Raw genomic sequence first — 25,729 nt, forward strand, 5'->3', positions numbered from 1 at the left:
GGTCATCGAACCGCCGGGCCGTCACGCAGAGATAAGCTCTCCAGCTTCGAAGAGCAATATCTTCCATCTTGGACACTGTATCCAAGGTACAGCGTCTTGCACACAGTTTGGCGTCATGATAGAGGGTATCCCCAGCAAACGGGCCGGCCAGACGCCGGAGACACGAAATCATGCGAGGGAAGACGCCGATGGAGATCGTGGCCACCCAGAGGATCCCGGACGCCGAGGGCGGCAGGCGGCTGCCGGACGCGATGCTGGTGGAGCTGCGGCAGCTTCTGGGCACGCGCTTGGCCCTTGGGCTGGCGGAGCGCGAGCAGCATGGGCGGGGCGAGTCCTACCACGCCACCCGGGCGCCCGACGCGGTCTGCTACGCGGAGAGCACGGAGGAGGTGTCGGCGATCCTGCGCCTCTGTTCCGCCCACGGCGTTCCGGTGGTGCCCTTCGGGGCGGGCACCTCGCTGGAGGGGCATGTCGCCGCCCTGCGCGGCGGCGTCTGCGTCGATCTCAGCCGCATGACGCGCGTCATTGCCGTGCGGGCCGAGGATCTGGACGCGACGGTCCAGGCCGGGGTGACGCGCGTCCAGCTGAACGAGGAGCTGCGCGCCACCGGCCTGTTCTTCCCGATCGATCCCGGCGGGGAAAGCACCTTGGGCGGCATGGCGGCGACGCGGGCGTCGGGCACCAACGCGGTGCGCTACGGCACCATGCGCGAGAACGTGCTGTCGATGACCGTGGTGACCGCCGACGGCGAGATCATCCGCACCGGCAGCCGCGCCCGCAAATCCTCGGCCGGCTACGACCTGACGCGGCTGTTCGTCGGCTCGGAAGGCACGCTCGGCATCATCACCGAGCTGACCGTCCGCCTCTACGGCATCCCGGAGACCGTCTCGGCCGCCGTCGTGCCGTTCGAGACGGTGGAGGCCGCCGTCGCCTCGGTCGTGTCGGTCATCCAGTGCGGCATCCCGGTCGCGCGGGTCGAGCTGATGGACACGCGCACCGTCCAGGCGACCAACCGCTACTGCGGCCTGTCCTACCGCGAGACGCCGACGCTGTTCTTCGAGTTCCACGGCTCGCCCGGCACCGTCGCCGAGCAGATCGCGATGACGAAGGAGCTGACGGCCGACCACGGCGCGCTGGATTTCGAATCGGCCAGCGATCCCGACACCCGCGCGACCCTGTGGCGCGCCCGGCACGCCGTCCATTACGCGGTCCAGGCCATGCGCCCCAGCGCCAAGGTGTGGAGCACCGACGTCTGCGTCCCCATATCGAACCTGACCCGCTGCATCGCCGAGACCCAGGCGGACATCGCGTCGGCGTCCTTCTTCGTCGCGATCGTCGGGCATGTCGGCGACGGCAACTTCCATCTCGGCCTCGTCATCGACCCGTCGGTTCCGGCGGAGCTGGAGGAGGCGGACGGCATCAACGACCGGCTGATCCGCCGCGCCATCGGCATGGACGGCACCTGCACCGGCGAACACGGCATCGGTTCGGGCAAGATCAAGTTCATGGAACTCGAACACGGCCGCGCCGTCCGCGTCATGCAGGCGGTCAAGGCGGCGCTCGACCCGGCCAACATCCTGAATCCCGGCAAGGTCCTGCCGGCGGCCTGACCGGCCGGCCCCTCCCCCCGGAATCGCAACGTCTTCACGACAAGAACGGCCGACGCCGTCATTTCGAGGAAACACCCATGCAGAACACCCCGATTTCCCGCCGCGGCCTGATCGCCGGCGCCGCCACCCTCGGGACCGGCCTCACGCTCGGCGCCGGGATCGCCGGCCTGGGCATCGCCGGCTCCGGCCGCGCGCAGGCGGCGGCGCCGATCACCCTGCGCGTCTCCTCCTCCGCCCCGCCGGACCGCTTCGGCGCGCATTACCTGTGGTTCAAGCCGTTCCAGGAGGAGCTGGCCAAGCGCGTCGGCGACCAGATCAAGCTGGAGTATTTCCCCAACGGCCAGCTCGGCCGCGAGGCCGACGTCGTCAACCAGGTGAAGGGCGGCTCGGTCGACATGATGCTGACCGGCGCCTCGATCTGGGCCACCATTGTGCCGGAGTTCGGGCTGCTGGATCTGGGCTTCCTGTTCAACAGCTACGACCATTGCGCCCGCGCGCTCGACACCGGGGTCGGCGCCGCCTACGACGCGATGCTCCAGGAGCGGGCCGGCGTCACCATTCTCGGCTGGGGCTTCCAGGTCGGCGCCCGCAGCATCTACACCAACAAGGAAATCGCCACGCTGCCCGAGCTCAAGGGCAACAAGCTGCGGGTGCTGCCGACCAAGGCCTTCATCGACACCTTCAACATCATCGGCGCCACCCCGACGCCGATGCCGATCAACGAGGTCTACACAGGTCTCCAGACCGGCGTCGTCGACGGCTTCGAGCATGATCCGGGCACGGTGCTGTCCTACAAATGGTACGAGGTGTCGCGCCACTGCCTGCTGACCCGGCACATCTACACGCCGCTGCTGGCCTACATCGGCAAGCGCGGGATGGCGAAGATTCCGGCCGCGCTGGTGCCGCAGTTCCAGGAGGCCGCCGCCGCCGCGACCGCCGCCTGCCGGGCCGAGGTGCCGAAGGTCGAGGAGGAGGCGATGGTCCAGCTGCGCGAGAAGGGCCTGACCTTCCTGGAGGTGAAGCCGGACGAGATGCAGGACCTGAAGCGCCGCATGAGCGAGCAGCTCTACACCGCCTACCTCAAGCAGTATCCCGCCACGGCGCCGCTGTTCGAGAAGATCAAGGCCAGCGCCTGACCGGTCCCCCGCCCCGCCCCCCTCTCCCAAGCGAGGTGACTGTCATGGAGATAGCGCTGCCCCCGCGCAGGGAATACGCCGACACGGCGCTGACCGGGCGCGTGCTCGCCCGTCTCGTCACGGCGATCGAATATCTCGGCGCCGCGATCCTGGCGCTGGACATGGTCATCGTGGCCGCCTCCGTCGTGGCGCGGTATTATTTCCACGCCCCGTTCGACTGGGCGGAGGAGATCGCCAGCGGCCTGATGTCGACGATGATCTTCCTGGGCGCCGCCAGCGGTCTCGGCCGCACCCAGCATATCGGCATCGACGTCGTCGTGAACCTGCTGCCCCCGCGCTGGCGGCCCTTCATCGCCTCCGTCGCGGCCTGGGCCACCGCCCTGATGGCCGGCATGCTGCTCTACTCGACCTACGACCTGATGCTCGACACCCACGGCCAGACGACGCCGATCGGCCTGCCGCAATGGTGGTTCCACCTGCCGGTGCTGCTGGGCGTCGCCGCCATGACGGTGTTCGCGGTCAACAATTGTTTCAAGGCGGAGCCGGCGGCCCGCTGGCCGGCCCTGGCCGTCTGCCTGACCGTCGTCGCCGGCATCCTGGGCTGGAACGCCCTGCTGCCGGACGACACGCTGTCGCCGATCCTGCTGCTCTGCGTCACCGCGATCGGCGGGCTGGTGCTCGGCGTGCCGGTGGCCTTCGCGCTCGGTCTCGGGTCGATGTCCTATTTCCTGATGGACCCGTCGCTGTCGATGCTGATCTGGGCGCAGCAGGTGTCCTCGGGCGCCCATCACTTCGTGCTGCTGGCCATCCCCTTCTTCGTGCTCGCCGGCCTCACCATGGAGGTGAACGGCATGTCGTCGCGGCTGATCGAGCTGCTGCTGCGCATGATCGGGCGGTTCCGGGGCGGGCTGAACCTGATCGTCATCTTCGCCACCATGCTGTTCTCCGGCGTGTCGGGGTCGAAGCTGGCCGACATCGCGGCGGTCGGCGGCGTCATCATGCCGGCGATCCGCAAGACCGGGCAGGACGAGAACGAGACCGCCGGGCTGCTCGCCTGCACGGCGGTGATGGCGGAGACGATCCCGCCCTGCGTCAACCTGATCATCTTCGCCTTCGTGTCCAACATCTCGATCGGCGGCCTGTTCATGGCCGGGGTGATCCCGGCCGTCCTGATGGCGCTGTGCCTGGCCGGCGTCGCGATCTACGCCGGCACCCGCGTCGACCTCGACCGCGTCTTCGTCGAGGTTCCGCGCCGTCCGCTGCTGCCGCTGATCGGCGGCGCCGCGGTGACGCTGGCGATGATCCTGATGATCGGCCGGGGCGTCACCACCGGCATCGCCACCTCGACCGAGATCTCGGCCTTTGCCGTGATCTACGCCTTCGTGGTCGGCGGGCTGATGTTCCGCGAGCTGACGCTGAAGATGACGGTCGCCCTGTTCGTGCGGGCCGCCGCGATGACCGGCAGCATCCTGTTCATCGTCGCCGTCGCCTCCAGCCTGTCCTACGCGCTGACGATCGAGCGCATTCCCGACCAGATCTCCACCGCGATGATCGCGCTCGGCCAGCAGTTCGGGCCGCTCAGCTTCGTGCTGGTGTCGATCGTCATCATGTTCGGCTTCGGCATGATCCTGGAGGGCGCGCCGGCGCTGATCCTGTTCGGGCCGCTGCTGACGCCCATCGCCGGCGCGCTCGGCATCAACCCGCTCCAGTTCGGCGTCATCATGGTGATCGCGATGGGTCTCGGCTTCTTCGCCCCGCCGATCGGGGTCGGGCTGTTCGTCACCAACGCGCTGACCGGCACCCAGATGAAGAACGTCGTGCGGCCGATGATGAAGTATCTCGCGGTGCTGCTGGCGGCCCTGCTGGTCCTGATCCTGGTGCCCGACGTCTCGCTGTGGCTTCCCCGCCATCTGGGGATGATCCGATGACGACGGCGCCGGAAGACTCCGCCCCGGTCCTGCGCTGCGCCTTCTTCCGGGGCCGGGTGTCGCCCGGGCGCGAGGCCGAGTTCGAGGCCCTGCTGGCCGAGCGGCTGGTGCCGCTGTGGCGCCGCTTTCCGGGCGCGCTGGAGGTGCGGCTGCACCGTCCGCTGGACGCCGACGACCACGCGCCGCCGCTGGCCCTCGTGCTGTCCACCCGCTACCCGAGCCTCCGGGCCATGCGGGACGCCCTGGCCTCGGACATCCGCGAACGGACGCGGGAGCCGACGCGCGACCTGCTGGCGATGTTCGAGGGCGAGGTGTTCCACACCACCTTCGCCGTCCAGGATTGCGGCACGACCCCGCCGGGCCTGGCCGCCTCATGAAAACCGGGCCGGCGCTTTTCCGCGCCGGCCGCCAGAACGGGACGCCGTCATGAATTCCGCGAAGACACTGAAGCAACTGCTCGGCCGGGGCGAGATCGTCATGGCCCCCGGCGCACAGGACGCCCTGACCGCCCGCCTCGTCCAGGCGGCGGGCTTCCCCGCCCTCTACATGACGGGGTTCGGCGCCACCGCCGTCCGGTTGGGAACGCCGGATCTGGGGTTGATGACCCAGACGGAGATGACGACCCACGCCCGCGACATGGCGCGCGCCGTCACCATCCCGATCATCGCCGACGCCGACACCGGCTATGGCGGCCCGGCCAACATCGAGCGCACGGTCCGCGAATACCTCCAGGCCGGGGTCGCCGCCGTCCATTTCGAGGACCAGATGGCCCCGAAACGCTGCGGCCAGCTGGCCGGCGTCAAGCTGATCTCCGCCGAGGAGAATGTGCGCCGCCTGAAATGCGCCCTCGCCGCGCGCGGCACCGACGATCTGCTGGTCATCGGCCGTACCGACGCGATGGCGGCGGTGGGACCCGGCGAGGCGATCCGCCGCGCCAAGCTGTACCAGGACGCCGGGGTCGACCTCGTCTTCGTGGACGGCATCAAGACGATCGCCGAGGTCGAGGCCGTCGCCCGGTCGGTCGAGGGGCCGAAGGTCGTCAGCATCGTCGACGGCAACGAAACGACGGCGCTGACGGCCGGCGTTCTCCAGGAGATGGGCTTTTCCGTCGTCCTCTACGCGGTGTCGGCCCTGTTCTCGGCCACCCGCGCCATCGCCCAGACGCTGGCGGCGCTGCAGGCCGAGGGGACGCCGAGGTCGCGGGAATCCGCCATGATGACCTATGCCGACTTCAGCGCCCTGGTCGATCTTGAGCGGTTCAAGACGCTGGACGACGATTTCGGCTGGTCGTGATCCTGCGCCGGCCTTCCGACCCCGAAATTGCGACGTTGCTGCAGCGAGGCGTCGTCTTAAATCGGACTCGATTTGAAGCGTGAATCCGATCGTCACTCGAAGCCTGCAGCGTCGCGCGTTTCAAATTGAACGCATGACGCTGTAGGAGAGGCCTGCCGTTCTCTCCACGTCCTGAGCCGGACGATCAAGGCAATCGGATGAAGGACTCCAGTCGTGAGACTAGGATTTCCCGTCATCCCCACTAAGGCGGGGATCCAGAGTTCGCAGAACGAATCTTGTGGGAAAGCCTGGATCCCCGCCTTCGCGGGGATGACGGCCGAGGGAAGCACACGATGCGATGCGATGCGAGGCGACGCGCTTCAAACTTGAGGCCTCTCTCGGCAAGTCGCCGATTTCTTCACAGGCTCGAAAGCGGGGAACCAGGATTTCCGTAAGAGGGGCAAAAGTCCGGGCGTTCACGGGCGAGTGGCGGCCTTGCGGATGAGGTTCGGGAGGTCGGAGACGCTGCGGGGCCGGCTTCCGGAAAGCCGGGGAGCGGTTTGATCCGGCGGGCAGTTTGCGTTTGCGCAAAGACATGGCGGCCCGGTCGTGTTGCCTTGGCCGGGCCCTCTCCGGGAGTTTTCCAGCGTGGGGGGCCGAACTCGTCAGCGTCGCCCGTCCAGCCAGCAGGAGTGCCAGCAAGGACCGCGCTCCTTCCCTCCGGCTCGATGGACCCAGCCATGTTCCGCATCACCCGCCGCAGCGTGCTCGCCGGCATCGCCGCCGGCTCCGGCCCCGCCTTGCTTCGTCCCGGCCGCGGATGGGCCGCCGCCGCATCTCCGGCCCCGGCACCGCTGGCGGAACTGACCCTGTGGGGACCGCCGGCGGGCCCCTCCATCACGCTGGTGCACGCCATCGCCTCCGGCCTGCTCCGCCCGGTCGCCGACAAGGTCGTGTTCAAGGCCTGGCGGACCCCGGACGAGCTGCGGGCCGGACTGACGTCCGGCACCATGAAGACCTTCGTGCTGCCGACGCAGTCCGCCGCCAACCTGTTCAACAAGGGGTTGGGCATCCGGCTGGTCAACGTGATGACCAACGGGCTGCTGCATCTGGTGTCGGCCGATCCGTCGCTCTCCTCGATAAGCGCGCTGAAGGGACGGACGGTCGCCCTGCCCTTCCGCAACGACACGCCCGAGTTCGTCCTTCGCCGCCTGCTGGCGGCCGGGGGGCTCGCTTCCGACGCGGCGCCCGGCGGGGAGAAGGCCGGCGGGGAGAGGGCCGGCGGGGAGAAGGTCGCGCTGCAGTTCACCGGAACGCCGATGGAAGCGATCCAGCTCCTCGTCACCGGCCGGGCCGACGCCGCCCTGCTGCCGGAACCGGCCGCCTCGGCCGCCATCCTGCGCGCCGGACAGGCGGGCAGGACGGTGACGCGGGTGATCGACATCCAGCAGGCCTGGGGAGCGGCCACCGGGCTCGGCACCGACCTGCCGCAGGCGGGCCTCGGTGTCACCGGCGATTTCCTGGCGCAGCACGCCCCCGCCGTCGAGGCCCTGCACGCGGCGCTGGCGGCCGCCACCCTTTCGGTCAACGCCGGCCCGGCACGGGCGGCGAACGACGCCGCCGCTCCGCTCGGCCTGCCCTGGCCGGTGATCGAGCAGGCGATCCCGCATTCCCGCCTGGTCTGCCAGCGCGCGAGCGCGGCGCGGAACTCGCTGGAGTCGCTCTTCCGCGTCGTGTCGGAGTTCGATCCCAGGATCATCGGCGGCGCGCTGCCCGCCGCCGACTTCTATCTGTAGGCGCTCCATGGGCAAGACGATGGTTCGCACGATCCTGTCGGTGCTGGTCGACCGGCTGGGCCGGGTCGGGCAACTCCTGTGGTCGGGCTGGGCCGGGCTGGCCGGGCTCGCCCTGTTCGCGGCACTGTGGCAGGCCGGGCACGAGCGCTACGGCGGCTTCATCCTGCCGGCGCCCCTGGCGACGCTGGCCGCCGGCGTGGAGATCGCCGCCGCCCCCGCGGCCTGGGCGCTGGCCGGCCAGACCGCGCTCCGCGCCGTCGAGGGATTCGCGCTGGCCGCCGCCGCCGGCACGGCCGGGGGGCTGGCTGCCGGCTACTCGGCCGCGACGATGCGGCTGGCCCGGCCGATCCTGACCGTCCTGCTCGGGGTGCCGCCCATCGCCTGGATCGTTCTGGCGATGATCTGGTTCGGCTCCACCGACGGGACGGTCGTCACGACGGTGCTGGTCGCGGCGACCCCGGTGGTGTTCGTCGGCGTGGCCGAAGGCGCCGCCACCCGTGACCGCGGGCTGGACGACATGGCCCGCGCCTTCGGCGCCGGCCCGCTCGCCCGGCTGACGACGCTCGGCCTGCGCCATGTCGCCGCCTTCCTGTTCCCGGCGCTGACCGTGGCGCTGGGGTCGGCCTTCAAGGTGGCGGTGATGGCGGAGCTTCTCGCCAACACCGGCGGCATCGGCGGCGCGCTCGCGACCGCCCGCGCCAATCTCGACGTCGCCGAGGCGATGGCCTGGGTGCTGATCGCCGTCGCCGGCCTGATCCTCGTCGAATACACGCTGGTCCACCCCGTCCGGTCCGAATTCGAACGCTGGCGCAACGCCGCGCGGCCCTGGGGCGTCAAGCGTTGACCGTCCATTCGCCACGCCTCGCCCCGCGGGACTGGCGCCGGATCCGCTCGGCCGCCCCCTTCGCATCGTTGAGCGACGGGGATTTCGCGCCGATTGCCGACAGGACCCGCTGCGAGACCCGCCGGGAGGGCCAGACCCTGTTCTTCCAGGACGAACCGGCGGAGGCCTTCTTCGTCGTCCTCGACGGCTGGGTCGTCCTGTCGCGCGACCGCAGCGACGGGACCAGGACCGTCATCAGGATCGTCGGCCCCGGCGAATCCTTTGCCGAGGCGATGATCGCCGAAGGCGCCCGCTATCCCGTCGGCGCCGAAGCCGCATGCCCGCTGCGGGTCGCCCGGTTCGAAACGGCACGGCTCCGCGCGCTCGTCGCCGCCACCCCTGGCCTCGGACTGTCCATCGTCGCGGCGACCTTCCGGCAGATGCACCGTCTGGTCGATCAGATCGAGCATCTGAAAAGCTGGCCGGCAGACCGCCGGGTCGCCGCGATGCTGCTGCGGATGTGCGATTGCCGGGCGGATCGTGACCGGGTGAGCTGTGACGAAGCAGGCAGCGATGCCGGTTCCTGCCGGTTCGACCTGCCGGTCAGCCAGCGCCTGATCGCCGCCAAGCTGTCGATCACGCCGTCGACCCTGTCGCGCAGTCTGAAGCGGCTGGAAGCGCTCGGCGTGACGGCCGACCGCGGATGCATCGCCATCGGCGACACCGCCCGCCTCGCCCGGTTCGCCGCAGGGCAGGGCGGCGAGCGCTGCCGCCGGGCCGGTGAGAAATCGCCCGTGCACGTCGCTTTTCCCGCTCCGACTTGACCAAGGACAAGTGGTCCCCCGGAAGGCCCGATAAAATGCGAACGACTATCACTCGCAATATCCGACCGGCCTTTGGGGGAAAGACCATCATGATCACACGGGCACAGGCAAGCCGCGCGCCCCTTCTTCTCGCCGGCCTCGCGGCGGCTTCGCTGACCGGCACGGCGCCGGAACCGGCCCGCGCGCAGTCGGCGGCGCCGGGGGCCGCCGTCGTCCTTGATGCGGTGACCGTCGAGGGGCATGGCGACGGTGCCGAGGCGGCGGCCCGCAAGCGGCTGGAGGCGATCCCCGGCGGGACCGCGCTGGTGGCGGACGAGGATCTGGCCGGCAAGGCGAACGTCACCGTCTCCGATGCGCTGGGCGGGGTGCCCGGCGTCGTGGTGCAGAATTTCTTCGGCGGCAACGACCAGCCGCGCATCCAGATCCGCGGCTCAGGGCTTCAGCAGAACCCGGTCGAACGCGGCATCCTCGCCCTGCAGAACGGCCTGCCGCTGAACCGGGCCGACGGGTCCTACATCGTCGGGCTGGCCAACCCGCGTCAGGCGGAACTCACGGAGATCTACCGCGGCTACACCGCCAACCGCCTGGGCGCCAGCGTGATGGGCGGGGCGGTCAACTTCATCTCCCCCACCGGCTCCTCGGCGCCGGGCGTCCGCCTGGGCATCGAAGGCGGCAGCTTCGGGCAGCTCAACACCACCGCGCAGGCCGGCGGCCGCGCCGGGGATCTCGACGGGCTGATCCAGTTCCAGCGCAGCCGGCGCGACGGCTTCCGCGACCACAACGGTTCCGAACGCACCGGCTTCGACGCGAATATCGGCGCCGCCCTGTCGGACACCGTCAGCACCCGCTTCTTCGCCGGCTACACCGACCTGTCCTTCGACGTCGCCGGCCCGCTGACCCGCCAGTTGCTGAACTCCAACCCCGAATCCGTCTTCGGCGGCCCCACCGTGGTGAACGGCGTCGCCACCAATCCGGGGCCTAACGTCGTCCGCGACCGGCCGCGCCGCGAGGCCAGGCAGTTCCGCATCGGCAACCGGACCACGGCGACCTTCGGCCCGCATCTGCTCGACGTCGCGCTCGGCTACACCCACACCGACGACATGTTCCGCTTTCCGGTGTCGTCGGGCATCCGCAGGACCGACGGCGGCGACGTCACCGCCGTCGCGCGCTACGCCTACAGCCCCGACGAGACCCAGCCCCTGCCGCTGTTCGAGACGACCGTCCGCTATGTCGTCGGTTCAGCCGACCGCGAGGATTACCTGAACAACGCCGGAACCCGGGGGGCGCTGTTCGGGCGCAGCAAGCTGGACGCCAGCACCCTGTCGCTCCATTCCGGCCTGAACCTGCCGCTGGCCGGCGGGGTCACGCTGTCGCCGGCGGTCACCGTCACCCACGCCACGCGCAAGAACGACGACACCTTCGGCGCCGCGCGGCGGCCCACCCTCGCCTTCAACCCGGCCAATCCGAGGGCGGCGCTGCCCGCCGGGTCGATCCCGGCGGGCGACACCGGCTACGACCGCAGTTACGACGGCGTCAGCCCCAGCCTCGGCCTGACCTGGAAGCCGCACGAGGACCACACCCTCTTCGCCGCCGTCAGCCGGACCTTCGAGCCGCCGACCCACGACGACCTGATCGCCACGGTCAACGGCACGCCCAACAGCAGCGCCGGGCGGCCCAATCCCGCCCAGCCCGGCTTCGTCTCCACCGCCTACCGCACGCCGGACCTGAAGGCGCAGACGGCGACCACCGTCGAGGCCGGATGGCGCAGCCGCCTCGGCAGGGTCTCGATCGACGCCGGCAGCTATTATTCCTGGGTCAGGAACGAGCTGCTGAGCCTGCGCGACGTCACCGGCGCCTCGCTCGGCGCGGTGAACGCCGGGCAGACGCGGCATTTCGGCGTCGATCTCGGGCTGTCGGCCAGCCTCACCGAGAAGCTGGGCGGCCGCATCGCCTACACCTTCCAGGATTTCCGCTTCCACGACGACCCGGTGCGCGGCGGGAACCGGCTGGCCGGCGCGCCGCGCCACGTCGTCAACGCGTCGGCGCGCTACGCCGTCACCCCGGCGCTGTCGCTGAAGGCGGAGGTCGACTGGTTTCCCGGCAGGACCCCGGTGGACAACATGAACAGCGTCTACACCGACGGCTACGCGACCGTCGATCTCGGCGCCACCTACGCTATCACCGAGCATGTCAGCGTCTATGGCGAGGCGCGCAACATCTTCGACAAGACCTATGCCTCCTCCACCCTGATCGTCGATCAGGCATCCCCCACCCAGGCGGTCTATCTGCCGGGCGACGGCCGCGCCTTCTACGCCGGGCTGAAGGTGAATTTCTGACCCGCCGCTCTTCCGACCCGGCTCCCGGCCGGTTCCCCGCCCGACGAAAGCGCATGCCATGAGCCGAGAGACCGCGTTCCCCTCCCCTCCTCCCGCCCCGTCCCTGACCCTGTCCGGCATCGGCCACGCCTATCTCGGGCGCACGGTCCTCGACGCGGTCGACCTGTCGCTGGCGGTCGGCGAGGTGGCGGCGCTCGTCGGTCCCTCGGGCTGCGGCAAGAGCACCCTGGCCCATATCGCCGCCGGGCTGGTCGAGCCGTCGCGCGGCCGCGTCCTGCGGGGCTACCGCCGCCACGGCATGGTGTTCCAGGACCCGCGCCTGCTGCCCTGGGCGACGGCGCGGGCCAACATCGCCTACCCGCTGCGCCTGCTCGGCCTGTCCCGGGGAGAACGGCGGGACCGGGCGGAGGAGGCCGCCGGACGGGTGGCGCTCGATGCCGCCGACCTCGACAAGTTTCCCGTCGAACTGTCGGGAGGCATGCGCCAGCGCGCGGCCATCGCCCGGGCGCTGGCGGTCGACCCCGACTTCGTCTATTTCGACGAACCCTTCACGGCGCTCGACGTCGCCCTGAAGCGCCGCCTGCAGGATCTGGTGATCGGCTCCTCGCGGGCCGCCCGCTTCGGCGCCCTGTTCATCACCCACGACCTGATGGAGGCGGTCCGCATCGCCCACCGCGTCCTGGTCATGGATGTCCTCGGCCGCGGCATCGCCGGGTCGCGCATCGTGCCCGGCGAACCGGGCGGCCGCGACGACGGCGACCTCTACCGGCTGGTCGGGGCTTTCCTGGCCGACGATCCGCTGTTCCGCCACATCCACGACATCGACGAAAGGCGGGTCCCATGACCGCCCTCGGCCGGACCGGCCCCATGCCGCCCCTTGCCCGCATCCTCGGCGACGAGGGGTTGCGGCTGTTCTTCCCGCTGGCGGCCCTGCATGCCGCCCTGTGGCCGCTGCTGTGGGCCGTGGTCGCCGGTTTCGCCCTGCCCGTCGACGGCACGATCCCGCCAAGCCTCTGGCACGCCCATGAAATGCTGTTCGGCGCCTTCGGCGCGGCCGTGATCGGCTTCGTCACGACCGCCATCCCGGAATGGACCGACACCCGGCGGATGCAGGGACGCGCCCTGTTCGCCCTGGCCGGGATCTGGGGCCTCGGGCGGGCCGGCGGGCTGTTCGGCGGCGACGCGGCGGCCGTCGTCGCCGCCGTCGCCGACACCGTCTGGCTCGTCCTCCTTCCCCTCTATGTCGCGGCGGTGTCCTGGCGCAAGCGGACCGCCCGCCTGTTCGGCATGCTGGTCTGGCTGGGTGCGCTGGCCGTGTCCGGGGGCGTCGTCCACGCCGCCTTCCTCCTTGGCGACGTCGGGCTGGCGCAGGCCGGACTGCACCGCGCCGGTCTGGTCCTGCTCGGGCTGCTCGGGCTCGTGCTGGCGCGGATCGCGGTGCCCATCACCAATCTGGTCCTCGATCCCGGCGGCACCAGTTCGCCCTACAGGCCGCATCCCGGCCGCCTCAACCTGGCGCCCGGGCTGGTCGCCGTCGCGCTCGCCGGGGACATCGCCGGCGTCTCGCCGGCCGTCGGCGCCTATTTGGCCATCGCCGCCGGAGCCGCCTTTCTCGACCGGGTCGCCGAGGCCTTCGTCGGCCGCGAGTTCTTCCGCACCGAGATCCTGGCGCTCGCCGGATCGAGCCTGCTGGCAGGGTCCGGACTGCTGCTCGCCGGCGCGGCGCGGCTGGGCGCCCCCTTTCCCGAGACGCCGGCCCTGCATCTGGCGCTGATGGGCGGGCTCGGCCTCGGCGTGCTGGCGGTCTTCGCCGTCGCCGGGCTGTTCCACACCGGCCGGGCGCTGCCCCTGCCGCGGCCGGCCCGGCTGGCGATCCTGCTGCTGGTCGCGGCGGTGCTGCTGCGGGTCCTGCCGGACCTCGGCGTGCTGCCCCCGCCGCCCGGGCCGCCGCATGCGCTGGCGGGGCTGTCCTGGGCGGCGGCCTTCCTGCTTTGGCTCCGCATCTACTGGCCGTTCCTGTCGGCCCCCCGCATGGCGGACGCCGATGTCTGCTGATCCGTCACCGTCGCCCCGGCCGGCCGGAGCGGCTCCGGCCGCCGCCGGTCCGGTGCTCCGCCCGCTCGTCCTGTGCGCGGCGCTCTACGCCGCCGGCCTCATCGCCGTCTGGGTGCCGTGGTTCCTCGGCTTCATCAGCCTGGACGTGGATATCCCTCCCGTCGCCTGGCACGCCCACGAGCTGCTGTTCGGCTTCGTGCCGGCCGCCATCGCCGCGGTCCTGCCGGTGGCCGGGCCGGGCCGGACAGGGTGCCGGCCAGGGCGCTGGCCAGGGCGCTGGATGCCCGCCGGGCTGGTCGCGGCATGGCTGGCGGGGCGGCTGGGGGTCGCCGCGTCGCCCACCCTCGGCCCCCTGGCGACCGCACTGGCCGCCCTGCTGTTCCCCCTGGCGCTCGCCGCCCTGGCCGGGCGGGAGATCGCGGCGGGGAACCGGCGTATCCTGACGGCCCACGGCGTGCTGTGCGTCCTGATCGGTGCCCAGATCCTCTTCCATTGGGAACTGTGGCGCTTCGGGCAGAGCGTTTGCGGCACACGCTTGGCCGTGGCGGCGATGGTGACGCCGGTCATGCTGGCCGGCGGCTGGGGCCGGTCGGACCCTGCCGGGCCGCACCCGATCGGCAGGTCGTCGATCCTCTTCCGCCTGGACAGGCTGGCGGCAGGTCTCGGGATCCTGGCCCTGACCGCCTGGGTCCTGGCCGGCCGCGGGAGCGTGGACCGGATGATGCGCGGGACATTGCTTCTGTCGGCGGGAATCGCGCTGTCAATCGCGTTGCCGGTGGCGTTCGCCCGCAGGCCGCGACCGTTTGGGCAACTTTGCGGGATGGCCGCTCCGTTCACCGTCACCGCTTCTGTCACCCGTGCTTTCGTTCCGGCCGGTTTCCTGGCCGCCGCCTGGGCCTCGTTCACCGCCGTCCCCGCCTATGACGGTGTGGCGGTGCACGCATGGACGGCGGGCGCCGTCGGCGGCATGATGCTGGCGGCGGCGGATCGTTCCAGACCGGTGCGCCCCCTCTCGTGGCCGACAGCCGTGATCCCCGTCGCCGTGACGGTTGGCGCCGTCACACGGATCGCCGCCGCTCTCGCCCCGCAACAGACGATGCTGCTGGTTCCGTTGTCCGGCATCGCCTGGATCATCGCCTTTCTGCTGTTCGGCATCGCCTGCTGCCGCTCCACCCCGATGAGGCTTTGAGGACGCGGCAGGCGTTCACCGGGCGGCCTTTTTCAAGTCGCCCAGGCCGGTACCGTCCCCCCCTGCGATCTTCCGGTGCCGCCGTGATGTCGACCGGCTGGACGGCGGGGCATCGAGGATTTTCATCCCGGCATTGCCGCGGAACACCGCTTGGTATAGGAATAATAGCACATTCTAAAATCACGGAGCCGCTGCCATGCCCGCCGATTGCCTGAATCCCGCCGCTCATGCCGCTGCCCCCGGCGGCCGTCCTTCCAGCAGCCTTCCCCATTGGGTGGCGGAGCCGCCGGAAGCGCCGGAGGGGCTGGTGCCCGGATCGCGCTTCCATGAAGAGCAATGGGTGATGGCCGCCGGCATGCTCGCCCGCGGCGCGTCCTTCCTCAACGTCTCGCGCGCCATGGGGTGCAGCCGCACCACCCTGTGGCGGGCCTATTACGGAGCAAAGGACTTTCGGCGGCGGGTGTGGTGGGAACGCCAGACGCTGAACCGCGAATCCGACCTCCGGCTCGCCTCCCTGCACGGGCTGTTGGCGGAGCAGCTGGAACGGCTGGTGTCGGCCGGCGATCCCGCCACCATCCGCTGGCTGGCCGACCGGCTCGGTCTGTTCTCCACCCTCGACGACACCAAGGCGCCGGGTGCGGCGGCCGGACCGTTGCCCGGTCCGCTCCCTGATCCCGTGTCCGCTCTGGCGGCCCAGCCGCTCCCGGATGACGACCCCGACGGCGACCCCGGCATCGCCGCGGTCGCCGCCGCTGCCGCCGCAATCGCCGACGACGATGACGATTCCGTGCCCGGCGCCTTCCGCGAACGCACCCCGCCCGACCCCAGGGCGGTCGCCGCCATCCTCGCCCAGCCGGAGGCCGAGGGGCCGAAGGGCGTCTATCCCTGGACCCTCAACCCCGACGACCCCTATCCCAATCTCGGCTCGGCGCAGGAGCGCCGGGGCGACAAGGGGGCGTTCCGCCGGTGAAGGGATGGCCGGTGAACGGATGGAACGCTGAACAGGGCGGGCCGCCATGGTTCACCCGGTTTCAAACGTTCCATCCGCCGCCCGGCCGCCGCCCGCAGACCCCCGCGGACGTCCGCCTCAGTGGCTGATCATCCACGGCCGCGCGGTCGGGAAGCCCTTGGCCCCGTCGGGGGTGCGCAGCACCGACCGCCCCTTTCCGCTGCTTCCGCAGCCGCAGCCGGGGCCGTGCTTATGCTTGGGGCCGACCTCGGACAGCAGGCTCGGCCGGTCGGCGCTGCGCTCGTTGGTGGCGTGGGCCGTCCGCGTCGCGGCGGAGACGGTGGAGAAGGCCGGCGTCCTGCGGATCACCCGCCGCGACGGCACCTCGCAATAGGGACAGGGCTGCGGCAGGCTGCTTTCCGCCATCGGCCGCATCTCGGTGAAGTCGCCGCAGGTCGGGCACTCGTAATCGTACATCGGCATGGCGCCGCCTCCTTCCTCTGCCGGTTACACGCGGTCGGGGGCGACCGGCATGTCGACGTCGCCGCTGATGAACTTGGTCGGGCCGTCGGCGTTGGGCGTGATGTCGAAGTCGAAGATCTGCGTCGGCAGGAACAGGGTGGCGCAGGCGTTGGGCACGTCGACCACGCCGCTGATGTGGCCCTGGACCGGGGCGGTGCCGAGGATCGAATAGGCCTGGGCGCCGGAATAGCCGAACTTCTTCAGGTATTCGATGGCGTTCAGGCAGGCCTGCCGGTAGGCGACATGGACGTCCAGGTAATGCTGCTCGCCCGCCTCGTCGACCGAGATGCCCTCGAAGATCAGGTAGTCGTTGTAGGTGGGCACGATCGGGCTGGGCTTGAAGATCGGGTTCCTGATCCCGTACTTCGCCATGCCGTCCTTGATCAGGTTCACCTTCAGGTGCGCCCAGCCCGCCATCTCGATGGCGCCGCAGAAGGTGATCTCGCCGTCGCCCTGGCTGAAATGCAGGTCGCCCATCGACAGGCCGGCGCCCTTCACATAGACCGGGAAATAGATGCGCGAGCCGCGCGACAGATCCTTGATGTCGCAGTTGCCGCCATGCTCGCGCGGCGGCACGGTGCGCGCGCCCTCCGCCGCCGCCTTGTCGCGGGCCTCGCCCTTCAGCCGGCCCATATGGGCGGTCGGCGCATAGGGCGGGTTGGCGAGGCCGGGAACCCGGGTCGGGTTGGTGTCGATCAGCGCCTGCTCGCGCTTGTTCCACTTGGCCAGCAGGTCGTGCGACGGCAGGCAGCCGATCAGGCCGGGATGGATCAGCCCGGCGAAGCGCACGCCCGGAATGTGGCGCGACTTGGTGAACATGCCCTCGAAATCCCAGATCGACTTCTGGGCCAGCGGAAAATGCTCGGTCAGGAAGCCGCCGCCGTTCTGCTTGGAGAAGAAGCCGTTGAAGCCCCACTGCTGCTGCGGGAAGGCGCCGATGTCCAGCAAATCGACCACCAGCAGGTCGCCCGGCTCGGCCCCCTCGACCCCGACCGGGCCGGACAGGAAATGGACCTGGCTGAGGTCGACGTCGCGCACGTCGGCGGCATCGTCGTCGTTTTTGATCTGGCCGCCGGTCCAGTCGTAGCATTCCAGGATGAAGTCGTCGCCCGGCTTCACCGTCACTGCCATCGGGATGTCCGGATGCCAGCGGTTGTGGATCATGTCGTTCTCGTAGGGAGACTGCGACAGGTCGGCCTTGATCAGGGTGTCAGCCATGGTTTGCTCTTCCTTGTTTTGCGGATTGTTGAGCGGTGTTGGCGTGGTCGCACGGCCCCCACCCCGACCCTCCCCCGCTGGGCGGGGGAGGGGGAGAGGAGCCTTGTCGGTGCGGCGGCAGTCCCCTCCTCCGCCCAGCGGGGGAGGGTTAGGGTGGGGGCACCGGCGGGAGACCTAAGCCGCCAGTTCCCGGAAGCCGTCCGGGAAGGGATTCGGCTCGATCAGGTCCCGGGTCTCGAAGACCACGTCGAACTGGCCGTCGCGCCGGGCGCGGCCGATGCGGGTCCGGGTCCACAGGTGATGGTTCTCGTGGATGCGCAGGGGGCCGGCCGGCGCCCCGGCGAACTCGATGCCGGGCGAGGCGGCGGCGACGCGCGCCACGTCGAAGCTGCCGGCCTTTTCCACCGCCAGCTTCCACAGCCAGGGGCCGAGATAGGCGTTGTGGGTGACGTCGCCGATGACGCTGTCCGCCCCCCACATCGCCTTGAAGGCGGCGACGAAGGCGCGGTTGGCCGGCAGCTCCAGGCTCTGGAAATACTTGGCGCAGGTGAAGGCGCCGGCGATGTTGTCGCCGCCGATGCCCATCATCTCGTCCTCGGTGACGCTGTTGGTCATCAGGATCTGGCGGTCCAGCTCGATCCCGGCCGCCTTCAGCTGCTTGTAGAAGGCGACGTTCGACCCGCCGACGACGATGGCGTAGATCACGTCGGGCTTGGCCGCCCTGATGCGCGCGACGATGCTCTCGAAGCGGGTGTCGCCGAGTTCGGCATACTCCTCGCCGACGACGCGGCAGCCCTTGGCCTCGATGTGGCGCCGGGCGATGGCGTTGGAGGCGCGCGGCCAGATATAGTCCGACCCGACCAGGAAGAAGCTCTTGGCTTTCTTCTCGCGCATCACCCAGTCCAGCCCGGCCAGGATCTGCTGCGTCGCCTCCTGCCCGGTGTAGATGACGTGTTTGGACTGCTCCAGCCCCTCGTAGAAGGTCGGGTAGTAGAGCAGGCCGTCGCGCTTCTCCAGCACCGGCAGCACCTCCTTGCGCGAGGCCGAGGTCCAGCAGCCGAAGATCGCCGCCACCTTGTCCTGCGCCAGCAGCTTGTCGGCGCGCCCGGCGAAGATCGGCCAGTCGCTGGCGCCGTCCTCCTGGACGATCTCGATCCGCCGGCCCAGCACGCCGCCGGCCTCGTTGATCTGCTGGATCGCCAGCATCTCCGCCTGGATCGACCCGCCCTCGCTCAGCGCCATGGTGCCGGTGGCGGAATGCAGGATGCCGACCTTCACCGCCTCGTCGGTGACGGCGATGCCGCTCTTGTTCACCACGGCGGTGGCCGGCGCGCCGGCAGCCAGCCCCTGGGTGCGCCGCACCGTGGCGGCGGCCAGCCGTCCTGCGACTGAGGCGCGGCGGCGCAGCGCCGATTGCAGGCTGACCTCCGCCAGGAAGTTGTTGACCTCGCGGCTCAGCTCGTCGGCATGGCCGGCCACCTGGGAGGCGACGCCCAGCACCTGCCCGGCCGCCATGCCGGTGTCGGACGCCGCCTCCGAGACCCCGGTGATGTTGGACGCCACGCTTTCGGTGCCGCGTGCCGCTTCCTGGACGTTGCGGGCGATCTCGCCGGTCGCCGCCCCCTGCTGTTCGACCGCGGCGGCGATGGCGGCGGCGATCTCGTTGATCTCGGCGATGGTACCGGCGATGGAGCGGATGGCGGCCACCGCCTCGGCCGTCGCCGACTGGATGGCGCCGACCTGGGTGGCGATGTCCTCCGTCGCCCGGGCGGTCTGGTTGGCCAGCGTCTTGACCTCGCTGGCGACGACGGCGAAGCCCTTGCCGGCCTCCCCCGCCCGCGCGGCTTCGATGGTGGCGTTCAGCGCCAGCAGGTTGGTCTGGCCGGCGATGCCCTGGATCAGCCCGATCACCTGCCCGATCCGCCCGGCGCTGTCGGCCAGGCTCTGCACCACCGCGTCGGTGCGGCGGGTGTCGGCGACCGCCTTGCCGGCGATGGCGGCCGAGGACGCGACCTGCCGGCCGATCTCCTGGATCGAAGCCGACAGCTCCTCGGTCGCCGTCGCCACGGTCTGGACGTTCATCGACGCCTGGGCCGAGGATTGCGACATAGCCGCCGACAGCCGGTTGCTGCGCTCGGCGGTGTCGCTCATCGCCGTGGCGGTTTCCGTCATCTCGCCGGCGGCCGACGAGACGGTCTGCACCAGCCGGCCGACCTTGCTCTCGAAATCGCGGGTCAGCGCCTCCAGCCGCGCGGCGCGCTCCTCGCTCGCCTTACGTTCGGCCTCGCGCTCCGCCTCCCGGGCCTCGCGCAGCTCCGCGGCGGCGGCGATGCGGTCGAGGGCGTCGGCAAGCTCCTGCACCGGATCGTCGCCCGGATCGTTCCCCGTGCCCGACAGAGCCGCGGCGCGGGTGCCGAGCGGACCGAGCGCGGCGTCCCGCCGGTGCGCAAAGGCGGCGGCGGCGGCCGCCAGCGCCGCGGAAACGACGAGGCCGGCGGTCGCCACGTCGGTCGAACCGGTCAGCGGCACCGCCATGGCGGACAGCAGGGCGACCACGGCACAGGCGGTGGATGCGGACTTCGCAGCAGTCATGGCGCTTCCCTCTGTGGTGGAGAGGCGGGATGCGGAAGGGCGGAGGGACGGCAACCTGTCTGGGGGTCAGACCGACAGCAGCCGCGCCACCTTGGCCTCGTCGATGCGGTCGCGGCTGTCCTCATGGACGATCTCGCCGTTCTCGATCACCAGCACGCGGTCGGCGATGTCGAGCGCGAAGCTCAGCACCTGTTCCGACACGATGATGCTCAGCCCCTTCTCGTCGCGGATGCGGCGCAGGGTGCGGGCCATCTCGCGGATGATCGACGGCTGGATGCCCTCCGTCGGCTCGTCCAGCAGCAGGACCTTCGGCTTGGTCGCCAGGGCCCGCGCGATGGCGAGCTGCTGCTGCTGGCCGCCCGACAAATTGCCGCCGCGCCGCCCCTTCATCTCCAGCAGCACCGGGAACAGCTCGTAGAGGTCGCCCGGCACGCTGCGTCCGCCATGGACGGTCAGCCCCGTCTCGATGTTCTCCTGAACGGTCATGGCCGGGAAGATCATGCGGCCCTGCGGGACATAGGCGACGCCCTTCGCCACCCGCTCGTAGCTCTTGAGGCCGGTGATCTCGGTCGCGCCGATGCGGATGGCGCCGGACCGCGCCGGCACGATCCCCATCAGCGACTTCATCAGCGTCGTCTTGCCCATGCCGTTGCGGCCCATGACGGCGACGATCTCGCCCGGCTCCACCGCGAAGTCGAGCCCGTGCAGGACCTCGCTCTCGCCGTAGGACACGCGGAGTTGGTTGACGGACAGCATCTGTTGATCCCCCGCTCAGTGGCCCAGATAGACTTCGACGACCTTGGGATCGTTCTTCACCCGCTCCATGCTGCCTTCCGACAGGATCTTCCCCTGGTGCAGCACGGTGACGCGGTGGGCGATGTCCTCAACGAACTTCATGTCGTGCTCGATCACCAGCACCGACCGGTTCTGGATGATCTTGTTGAGAAGCTCGGCGGTCTTCCTGCGCTCGTTGACGCTCATGCCGGCGACCGGCTCGTCCAGCATCAGCAGCTCCGGGTCCTGGATCAGCAGCATGCCGATCTCCAGCCACTGCTTCTGGCCGTGGCTGAGATATTCGGCGCGCTGGTCGAGATTGTCGGCCAGGAAGATCATCTCGGCGATCTCCGCCACCCGCTCGCGCACCGCGGCGTCGCGCTTGAAGGCGAGCGCGCCGAACACGGTACGGCCGCGGGGATAGGAGATCTCCAGGTTCTCGAACACCGTCAGGTCGTCGTAGATCGACGGGTTCTGGAACTTGCGCCCGACCCCGGCCTTGACGATCTGATGCTCCTTCATCGCCGTCAGTTCCTTGTTGCGGAACTTGATGGAGCCGCCGGACGCCTTGGTCCGTCCGCAGATCAGGTCGAGCACCGTGGTCTTGCCGGCGCCGTTCGGGCCGATGATGACGTGGATCTCGTTGCTGTCGACGTAGAAGGACAGGTCGTTGACCGCCTTGAACCCGTCGAAGGAGACGGTCAGCCCTTCGACCGCCAGCAGGTAATCGGTGGAATTCGCCATGGGATCCGTCCCTCCTCAATCGGCGGCGGTGTGGGGCGGGATGATCGGCGCGCCGGCATCGGCGGCCTCATCAACCCGTCCGGCCGCCGTCCGGCGCAGCCGCGGCGCGATGAATTGCTGGTAGAGACCGGCCAGGCCGTTGGGGAACACCATCACCACGCCGATGAACAGGGCGCCCATGGCGAACAGCCACAGCTCCGGGAAGCTCTCCGACAGCATCGTCTTGGCCCAGTTGACCAGCAGCGTGCCGTAGACCGCGCCCAGCAGCGACAGCCGGCCGCCGACCGCGCAGTAGATCACCATCTCGATCGACGGCACGATGCCGACGAAGGACGGCGACATGAAGCCGACCTGGAGCGTGAACATGGCGCCCCCCACCGCCGACAGCGCCGCCGCGAAGCAGAAGACGAAGATCTTGAAGTTGGCGACGTCGTAGCCGGAGAAGCGGACCCGGTCCTCCTTGTCGCGCAGCGCCACCAGGATGCGGCCCAGCTTGGAGCGGCGGACATAGAGGCACAGCAGGATGCAGCCGATCAGCAAGGCGGCGTTGACGAAGTACAGCACCAGCTTCGCCTCGTCGGTGCGGATGTCCCAGCCCTTCAGCGTGCGGAGATCCGTGATGCCGTTGATGCCGCCGGTGTAGCCCTGCTGGCCGACGATCAGGATGGTCAGGATGGCGGCGAAGGCCTGGGTGATGATGGCGAAATAGACGCCGCCGACCCGCCGCTTGAACATCGCCAGCCCGACGATGAAGGCCAGCAAGGCCGGGACCGCCACCACCGCAATCGTGGCGAAGGTCAGGCTGTGGAACGGCTCCCAGAACCAGGGCAGCTCCTTCAGCTGGTTCCAGTCCATGAAGTCGGGAATGCCGGGGGTGGACTGGATTTTGGTCGCTTCCGGGCTGGACGCCTCCAGCTTCAGGAACATCGCCATGCAGTAGCCGCCGATGCCGAAGAAGATGCCCTGCCCCAGCGACAGGATGCCGGCGCTGCCCCAGCACAGCACGAGGCCGAGCGCCACGAAGGCGTAGGTCAGGTACTTGCCGACCATGTTCAGCCGGAAGATGTCGAGCCCGAGCGGCAGGACGATGACCAGCAGGGCGGCCAGCAGGAGAATGCCCACGATGTCGCCGTCGATGCGCCCGACAAGACGGCTTTGAGGGGTGCGCGTCATGGATATGCCTCCTCAGCGGCGGACTTTGAGGACGAACAGGCCCTGCGGGCGCAGCATCAGGATCACGACGACGGTCAGCAGCGTCAGCACCTTGGCGGTCGAGCCGCTGAGGAAGAACTCCATCGTCGACTGCGCCTGGCTGATGGTGAAGGCCGACGCGATGGTGCCGACCAGGCTCTGGGCGCCGCCGAACACCACCACCAGGAAGGTGTCGACGATGTAGAGCTGGCCCGAGGTCGGCCCGGTCGATCCCACCATGGTGAAGGCGCTGCCCGCCACCCCGGCGATGCCGCAGCCGAGCCCGAAGGTGTAGCGGTCGACCTTCTCGGTGTTGATGCCGACGGCGCCGGCCATCACCCGGTTCTGCATCACCGCCCGCACGCCCTGGCCCCAGCGCGAGCGGAACATCACGGCGTAGATCACGATTGTGATGGCCATGGTCAGGCCCATGACGAACAGGCCGTTGATCGGCACCTCGATGGTGTCGGTGACGGCGACCGATCCCATCAGCCAGTCGGGCAGCACCACGCCGACCTCGCGCGCGCCGAAGACCGAGCGGAAGACCTGCTGGAGGATCAGGCTCAGTCCCCAGGTCGCCAGCAGCGTGTCGAGCGGGCGGCGGTAGAGGAAGCGGATCATCCCCCATTCGACCAGCATGCCCAGCGCCCCGCTGGCGAGGAAGGCCAGCGCCATGGCGATGAAGAAATAGGCCGGGAACAGGGCCGGCGCGTAGGTGGAGATGAAATTGGAACAGAGATAGGTCACATAGGCGCCGAGGATCATGAACTCCCCGTGCGCCATGTTGATGACGCCCATCTGCCCGAAGATGATGGCGAGGCCAAGCGCCATCAGCACGAAAACGGAAAACAGGATGAGCCCCGCGAATCCCTGCATGGCAAAGATCGACCCGAGCTCGGCCAGGCTGTAGCCCTCGAACATGATGGGAACTCCTGTGACGCTTGCCCCCACCCCGACCCTCCCCCGCTCTCAGCGGACCTTCGGTCCGCCTGTCGCGTCAGTACAAAGCGCAGCTTTGTGCGAGAGCTCTCGCGGCGGAGGGAGACAGGAGCTTTGTCGGCGTTCGGCGGCAGTCCCCTCCCCTGCATAAGCGGGGGAGGGTTAGGGAGGGGGCAATCGAAGCCGATGCCCCGCCGCCCCTTACTGGTAGCCCTTGGGGAAGGGGTTCGGCTCGATCAGGTCGGCGGTCTCGAAGACGACGTCGAACTGGCCGTCGGTGCGGGCGCGGCCGACGCGCGTCTTGCTCCACAGGTGATGGTTCTCGTGGACGCGGACATAGCCTTCCGGCGCGCCGGTGAACTCGATGCCGGCCGACGCGGCGGCGATCTTGTCGATGTCGAAGCTCTTGGCCTTCTCCGCCGTCAGCTTCCACAGCCAGGGGCCGAGATAGCCGGCCTGGGTGACGTCGCCGATCACGCTCTCCCCGCCCCACATCTTCTTGAAGGCGGCGACGAACTTCTCGTTGTTGGGGTTCTTCAGCGACTGGAAATACTTCATGCAGGCATAGGCGCCGGCGATGTTCTCGCCGCCGATGCCCAGCATCTCGTCCTCGGTGACGGAGATGGTCATCAGCGTCTGCTTGTTCAGGTCGATGCCGGCCGCCTTCAGCTGCTTGTAGAAGGCGACGTTCGATCCGCCGACGACCGAGGCGTAGATCACGTCCGGCTTGGTCAGCTTGATCTTGTTGATGACCGAATTGAACTGGGTGTGGCCGAGCGGGAAATACTCTTCGCCGACCACCTTCTGCCCATGCATCTCGATGTGCTTGCGGGCGATCTTGTTGGAGGTGCGCGGCCAGATGTAGTCGGAGCCGATCAGGAAGAAGCTCTTCGCCCCCTTCTCCTTCGTCACCCAGTCCAGCCCGGCCAGGATCTGCTGGGTGGCTTCCTGCCCGGTGTAGATGACGTTCTTCGACTGCTCGAGCCCTTCGTAGAAGGTCGGGTAATAGAGCATGCCGTTGTACTGCTCGAACACCGGCAGCACCGCCTTGCGCGAGGCGGAGGTCCAGCAGCCGAACACCGCCGCCACCTTGTCCTCGACCAGCAGCTTGCGCGCTTTCTCGGCGAAGGTCGGCCAGTCGCTGGCGCCGTCTTCCTGGATCACCTCGATCTTGCGGCCCAGCACGCCGCCCATCTCGTTGATCTGGGCGATGGCCAGCTTCTCGGCCTGCACCGAGCCGGTCTCCGAGATCGCCATGGTGCCGGTGGTGGAGTGCAGGATGCCGACCTTCACCGTGCTGTCGGTGACCGCCAGCTTCGTCGTGTTGACGGCGTCGGTCGGCAGCGCCTGGGCCAGCGCGCCGCGCGGCAGCAGGCCGATGGCCGGCAGCGCCGCCATGCCGAGGAGGAGCTTGCGGCGGAGCGGCGAGTGCGCGCCGCCGGTGAGCTTGTCCGCATTGATCTTGTCCGAGGACATGAAACCTCCTGTGTTGGCCGTTGTCGCCTTGCAAAGCCGCCCACGACCGGGCGAGGGCCTTTTGAAAGGCGGTATTTTTTGGGGGGAGTTGGCGGAACCATCCGCGATATGACGGGCCGATGGTTGGCCGAAAGGTGCGGTGCAGCAATACGTGGATTTGCGTATAGGGGTGCCGGACGGCAAATCGTTATAAAATCACGCCAATGCGGAATCGGCCGGACACTCGCGACCACCCGAAAGCGAGTGGAGCAGTCGTGTTCTCTCGCAGGAAAGAACGGCTGCCCGGCTTTGTTGTTCGGCCGATTTATTCCTGACAGACTGACAGGACGGCAGGCTTTACTATGGGTGTCGCATA

General features: G+C 69.5%; 21 protein-coding genes. 13 read left to right on the forward strand and 8 right to left on the reverse strand.

Annotated elements, in window-relative coordinates; all coding sequences use genetic code 11:
* The first annotated feature begins 188 nt into the window (after positions 1 to 188).
* The 13 genes from JHL17_RS04625 to JHL17_RS04685 all read left to right on the forward strand — a co-directional run bounded on the left by JHL17_RS04625 (position 189) and on the right by JHL17_RS04685 (position 15,939).
* The gene (locus JHL17_RS04625) at positions 189 to 1,610 is read left to right on the forward strand and encodes an FAD-binding oxidoreductase (protein ID WP_200190882.1); all 1,422 of its coding nucleotides are present in this window, start codon (positions 189 to 191) and stop codon (positions 1,608 to 1,610) included.
* Positions 1,611 to 1,687: 77 nt separating this feature from the next.
* Positions 1,688 to 2,746, forward strand: a complete 1,059-nt coding sequence (locus JHL17_RS04630) for a TRAP transporter substrate-binding protein (protein WP_200190883.1) — start codon at positions 1,688 to 1,690, stop codon at positions 2,744 to 2,746.
* Between the two features lie 44 nt (positions 2,747 to 2,790).
* A complete protein-coding gene (locus tag JHL17_RS04635) occupies positions 2,791 to 4,674 on the forward strand; it encodes a TRAP transporter large permease (protein ID WP_200190884.1) in 1,884 nt (627 codons plus the stop codon).
* A complete protein-coding gene (locus JHL17_RS04640) occupies positions 4,671 to 5,051 on the forward strand; it encodes a putative quinol monooxygenase (protein ID WP_200190885.1) in 381 nt (126 codons plus the stop codon). Before JHL17_RS04635 ends, JHL17_RS04640 begins: the two co-directional genes overlap by 4 nt.
* 49 nt (positions 5,052 to 5,100) lie before the next feature.
* On the forward strand, positions 5,101 to 5,967 hold the full coding sequence (locus JHL17_RS04645) for an isocitrate lyase/PEP mutase family protein (RefSeq protein WP_200190886.1): 867 nt from the start codon (positions 5,101 to 5,103) through the stop codon (positions 5,965 to 5,967).
* A 719-nt stretch (positions 5,968 to 6,686) separates the two neighbouring features.
* Entirely contained in the window at positions 6,687 to 7,742 is a 1,056-nt protein-coding gene (locus JHL17_RS04650; RefSeq protein ID WP_200190887.1) for an ABC transporter substrate-binding protein, read from the forward strand.
* A 19-nt stretch (positions 7,743 to 7,761) separates the two neighbouring features.
* The gene (locus JHL17_RS04655) at positions 7,762 to 8,586 is read left to right on the forward strand and encodes an ABC transporter permease (protein ID WP_200190888.1); all 825 of its coding nucleotides are present in this window, start codon (positions 7,762 to 7,764) and stop codon (positions 8,584 to 8,586) included.
* The gene (locus JHL17_RS04660) at positions 8,583 to 9,389 is read left to right on the forward strand and encodes a Crp/Fnr family transcriptional regulator (RefSeq protein ID WP_200190889.1); all 807 of its coding nucleotides are present in this window, start codon (positions 8,583 to 8,585) and stop codon (positions 9,387 to 9,389) included. Before JHL17_RS04655 ends, JHL17_RS04660 begins: the two co-directional genes overlap by 4 nt.
* A gap of 89 nt (positions 9,390 to 9,478) precedes the next feature.
* Positions 9,479 to 11,725: a TonB-dependent receptor family protein gene (locus tag JHL17_RS04665; protein ID WP_200190890.1), complete on the forward strand. Its 2,247-nt coding sequence runs from the start codon at positions 9,479 to 9,481 to the stop codon at positions 11,723 to 11,725.
* 58 nt (positions 11,726 to 11,783) lie between these two features.
* A complete protein-coding gene (locus tag JHL17_RS04670; protein WP_200190891.1) occupies positions 11,784 to 12,569 on the forward strand; it encodes an ABC transporter ATP-binding protein in 786 nt (261 codons plus the stop codon).
* On the forward strand, positions 12,566 to 13,780 hold the full coding sequence (locus tag JHL17_RS04675; RefSeq protein ID WP_200190892.1) for an NnrS family protein: 1,215 nt from the start codon (positions 12,566 to 12,568) through the stop codon (positions 13,778 to 13,780). Before JHL17_RS04670 ends, JHL17_RS04675 begins: the two co-directional genes overlap by 4 nt.
* Entirely contained in the window at positions 13,770 to 14,969 is a 1,200-nt protein-coding gene (locus JHL17_RS04680; protein WP_200190893.1) for an NnrS family protein, read from the forward strand. Before JHL17_RS04675 ends, JHL17_RS04680 begins: the two co-directional genes overlap by 11 nt.
* 196 nt (positions 14,970 to 15,165) lie before the next feature.
* Positions 15,166 to 15,939, forward strand: coding sequence for a hypothetical protein (locus JHL17_RS04685; protein WP_200190894.1), 774 nt, complete (start codon positions 15,166 to 15,168; stop codon positions 15,937 to 15,939).
* A 117-nt stretch (positions 15,940 to 16,056) separates the two neighbouring features.
* On the opposite strand, the gene JHL17_RS04690 is transcribed toward JHL17_RS04685, so the two are convergent.
* The 8 genes from JHL17_RS04690 to urtA (JHL17_RS04725) form a co-directional block, all read right to left on the reverse strand.
* Positions 16,057 to 16,401 carry an FmdB family zinc ribbon protein gene (locus tag JHL17_RS04690; protein WP_200190895.1) on the reverse strand — a complete coding sequence of 115 codons (345 nt, stop codon included), beginning with the start codon at positions 16,399 to 16,401 and terminating at the stop codon, positions 16,057 to 16,059.
* 24 nt (positions 16,402 to 16,425) lie between these two features.
* On the reverse strand, positions 16,426 to 17,658 hold the full coding sequence (gene fmdA, locus JHL17_RS04695) for a formamidase (RefSeq protein ID WP_200190896.1): 1,233 nt from the start codon (positions 17,656 to 17,658) through the stop codon (positions 16,426 to 16,428).
* Positions 17,659 to 17,832: 174 nt separating this feature from the next.
* The gene (gene urtA / locus JHL17_RS37950; RefSeq protein ID WP_425599581.1) at positions 17,833 to 20,250 is read right to left on the reverse strand and encodes an urea ABC transporter substrate-binding protein; all 2,418 of its coding nucleotides are present in this window, start codon (positions 20,248 to 20,250) and stop codon (positions 17,833 to 17,835) included.
* Between the two features lie 66 nt (positions 20,251 to 20,316).
* Positions 20,317 to 21,006 (reverse strand): urea ABC transporter ATP-binding subunit UrtE, encoded by a 690-nt coding sequence (urtE, locus tag JHL17_RS04705; RefSeq protein WP_200190897.1) that lies wholly within the window; start codon positions 21,004 to 21,006, stop codon positions 20,317 to 20,319.
* A 15-nt stretch (positions 21,007 to 21,021) separates the two neighbouring features.
* A complete protein-coding gene (gene urtD, locus JHL17_RS04710; protein ID WP_200190898.1) occupies positions 21,022 to 21,768 on the reverse strand; it encodes an urea ABC transporter ATP-binding protein UrtD in 747 nt (248 codons plus the stop codon).
* A 15-nt stretch (positions 21,769 to 21,783) separates the two neighbouring features.
* Positions 21,784 to 22,941 carry an urea ABC transporter permease subunit UrtC gene (gene urtC, locus JHL17_RS04715; RefSeq protein ID WP_200190899.1) on the reverse strand — a complete coding sequence of 386 codons (1,158 nt, stop codon included), beginning with the start codon at positions 22,939 to 22,941 and terminating at the stop codon, positions 21,784 to 21,786.
* A 12-nt stretch (positions 22,942 to 22,953) separates the two neighbouring features.
* Positions 22,954 to 23,880, reverse strand: a complete 927-nt coding sequence (urtB, locus tag JHL17_RS04720; protein ID WP_200190900.1) for an urea ABC transporter permease subunit UrtB — start codon at positions 23,878 to 23,880, stop codon at positions 22,954 to 22,956.
* Positions 23,881 to 24,099: 219 nt separating this feature from the next.
* Positions 24,100 to 25,374 (reverse strand): urea ABC transporter substrate-binding protein, encoded by a 1,275-nt coding sequence (gene urtA, locus JHL17_RS04725; protein ID WP_200190901.1) that lies wholly within the window; start codon positions 25,372 to 25,374, stop codon positions 24,100 to 24,102.
* Positions 25,375 to 25,729: the final 355 nt, after the last annotated feature.

The sequence above is a fragment of the Azospirillum endophyticum genome (genome assembly GCF_016595245.1).
Classification (GTDB): domain Bacteria; phylum Pseudomonadota; class Alphaproteobacteria; order Azospirillales; family Azospirillaceae; genus Azospirillum; species Azospirillum endophyticum.

Excerpts from the sequence above, each read along its gene's own strand:
- JHL17_RS04670 (WP_200190891.1), top strand. The coding sequence starts at position 11,784 with ATGAGCCGAGAGACCGCGTTCCCCTCCCCTCCTCCCGCCCCGTCCCTG.
- JHL17_RS04680 (WP_200190893.1), top strand. The coding sequence starts at position 13,770 with ATGTCTGCTGATCCGTCACCGTCGCCCCGGCCGGCCGGAGCGGCTCCG.
- urtA (WP_200190901.1), bottom strand. The coding sequence starts at position 25,374 with ATGTCCTCGGACAAGATCAATGCGGACAAGCTCACCGGCGGCGCGCAC.
- urtB (WP_200190900.1), bottom strand. The coding sequence starts at position 23,880 with ATGTTCGAGGGCTACAGCCTGGCCGAGCTCGGGTCGATCTTTGCCATG.
- urtE (WP_200190897.1), bottom strand. The coding sequence starts at position 21,006 with ATGCTGTCCGTCAACCAACTCCGCGTGTCCTACGGCGAGAGCGAGGTC.
- JHL17_RS04685 (WP_200190894.1), top strand. The coding sequence starts at position 15,166 with ATGCCCGCCGATTGCCTGAATCCCGCCGCTCATGCCGCTGCCCCCGGC.
- urtC (WP_200190899.1), bottom strand. The coding sequence starts at position 22,941 with ATGACGCGCACCCCTCAAAGCCGTCTTGTCGGGCGCATCGACGGCGAC.
- JHL17_RS04630 (WP_200190883.1), top strand. The coding sequence starts at position 1,688 with ATGCAGAACACCCCGATTTCCCGCCGCGGCCTGATCGCCGGCGCCGCC.
- urtD (WP_200190898.1), bottom strand. The coding sequence starts at position 21,768 with ATGGCGAATTCCACCGATTACCTGCTGGCGGTCGAAGGGCTGACCGTC.
- JHL17_RS04665 (WP_200190890.1), top strand. The coding sequence starts at position 9,479 with ATGATCACACGGGCACAGGCAAGCCGCGCGCCCCTTCTTCTCGCCGGC.
- JHL17_RS04655 (WP_200190888.1), top strand. The coding sequence starts at position 7,762 with ATGGTTCGCACGATCCTGTCGGTGCTGGTCGACCGGCTGGGCCGGGTC.
- urtA (WP_425599581.1), bottom strand. The coding sequence starts at position 20,250 with ATGACTGCTGCGAAGTCCGCATCCACCGCCTGTGCCGTGGTCGCCCTG.
- JHL17_RS04690 (WP_200190895.1), bottom strand. The coding sequence starts at position 16,401 with ATGCCGATGTACGATTACGAGTGCCCGACCTGCGGCGACTTCACCGAG.
- JHL17_RS04635 (WP_200190884.1), top strand. The coding sequence starts at position 2,791 with ATGGAGATAGCGCTGCCCCCGCGCAGGGAATACGCCGACACGGCGCTG.
- JHL17_RS04650 (WP_200190887.1), top strand. The coding sequence starts at position 6,687 with ATGTTCCGCATCACCCGCCGCAGCGTGCTCGCCGGCATCGCCGCCGGC.
- JHL17_RS04645 (WP_200190886.1), top strand. The coding sequence starts at position 5,101 with ATGAATTCCGCGAAGACACTGAAGCAACTGCTCGGCCGGGGCGAGATC.
- JHL17_RS04675 (WP_200190892.1), top strand. The coding sequence starts at position 12,566 with ATGACCGCCCTCGGCCGGACCGGCCCCATGCCGCCCCTTGCCCGCATC.
- JHL17_RS04625 (WP_200190882.1), top strand. The coding sequence starts at position 189 with ATGGAGATCGTGGCCACCCAGAGGATCCCGGACGCCGAGGGCGGCAGG.
- fmdA (WP_200190896.1), bottom strand. The coding sequence starts at position 17,658 with ATGGCTGACACCCTGATCAAGGCCGACCTGTCGCAGTCTCCCTACGAG.
- JHL17_RS04640 (WP_200190885.1), top strand. The coding sequence starts at position 4,671 with ATGACGACGGCGCCGGAAGACTCCGCCCCGGTCCTGCGCTGCGCCTTC.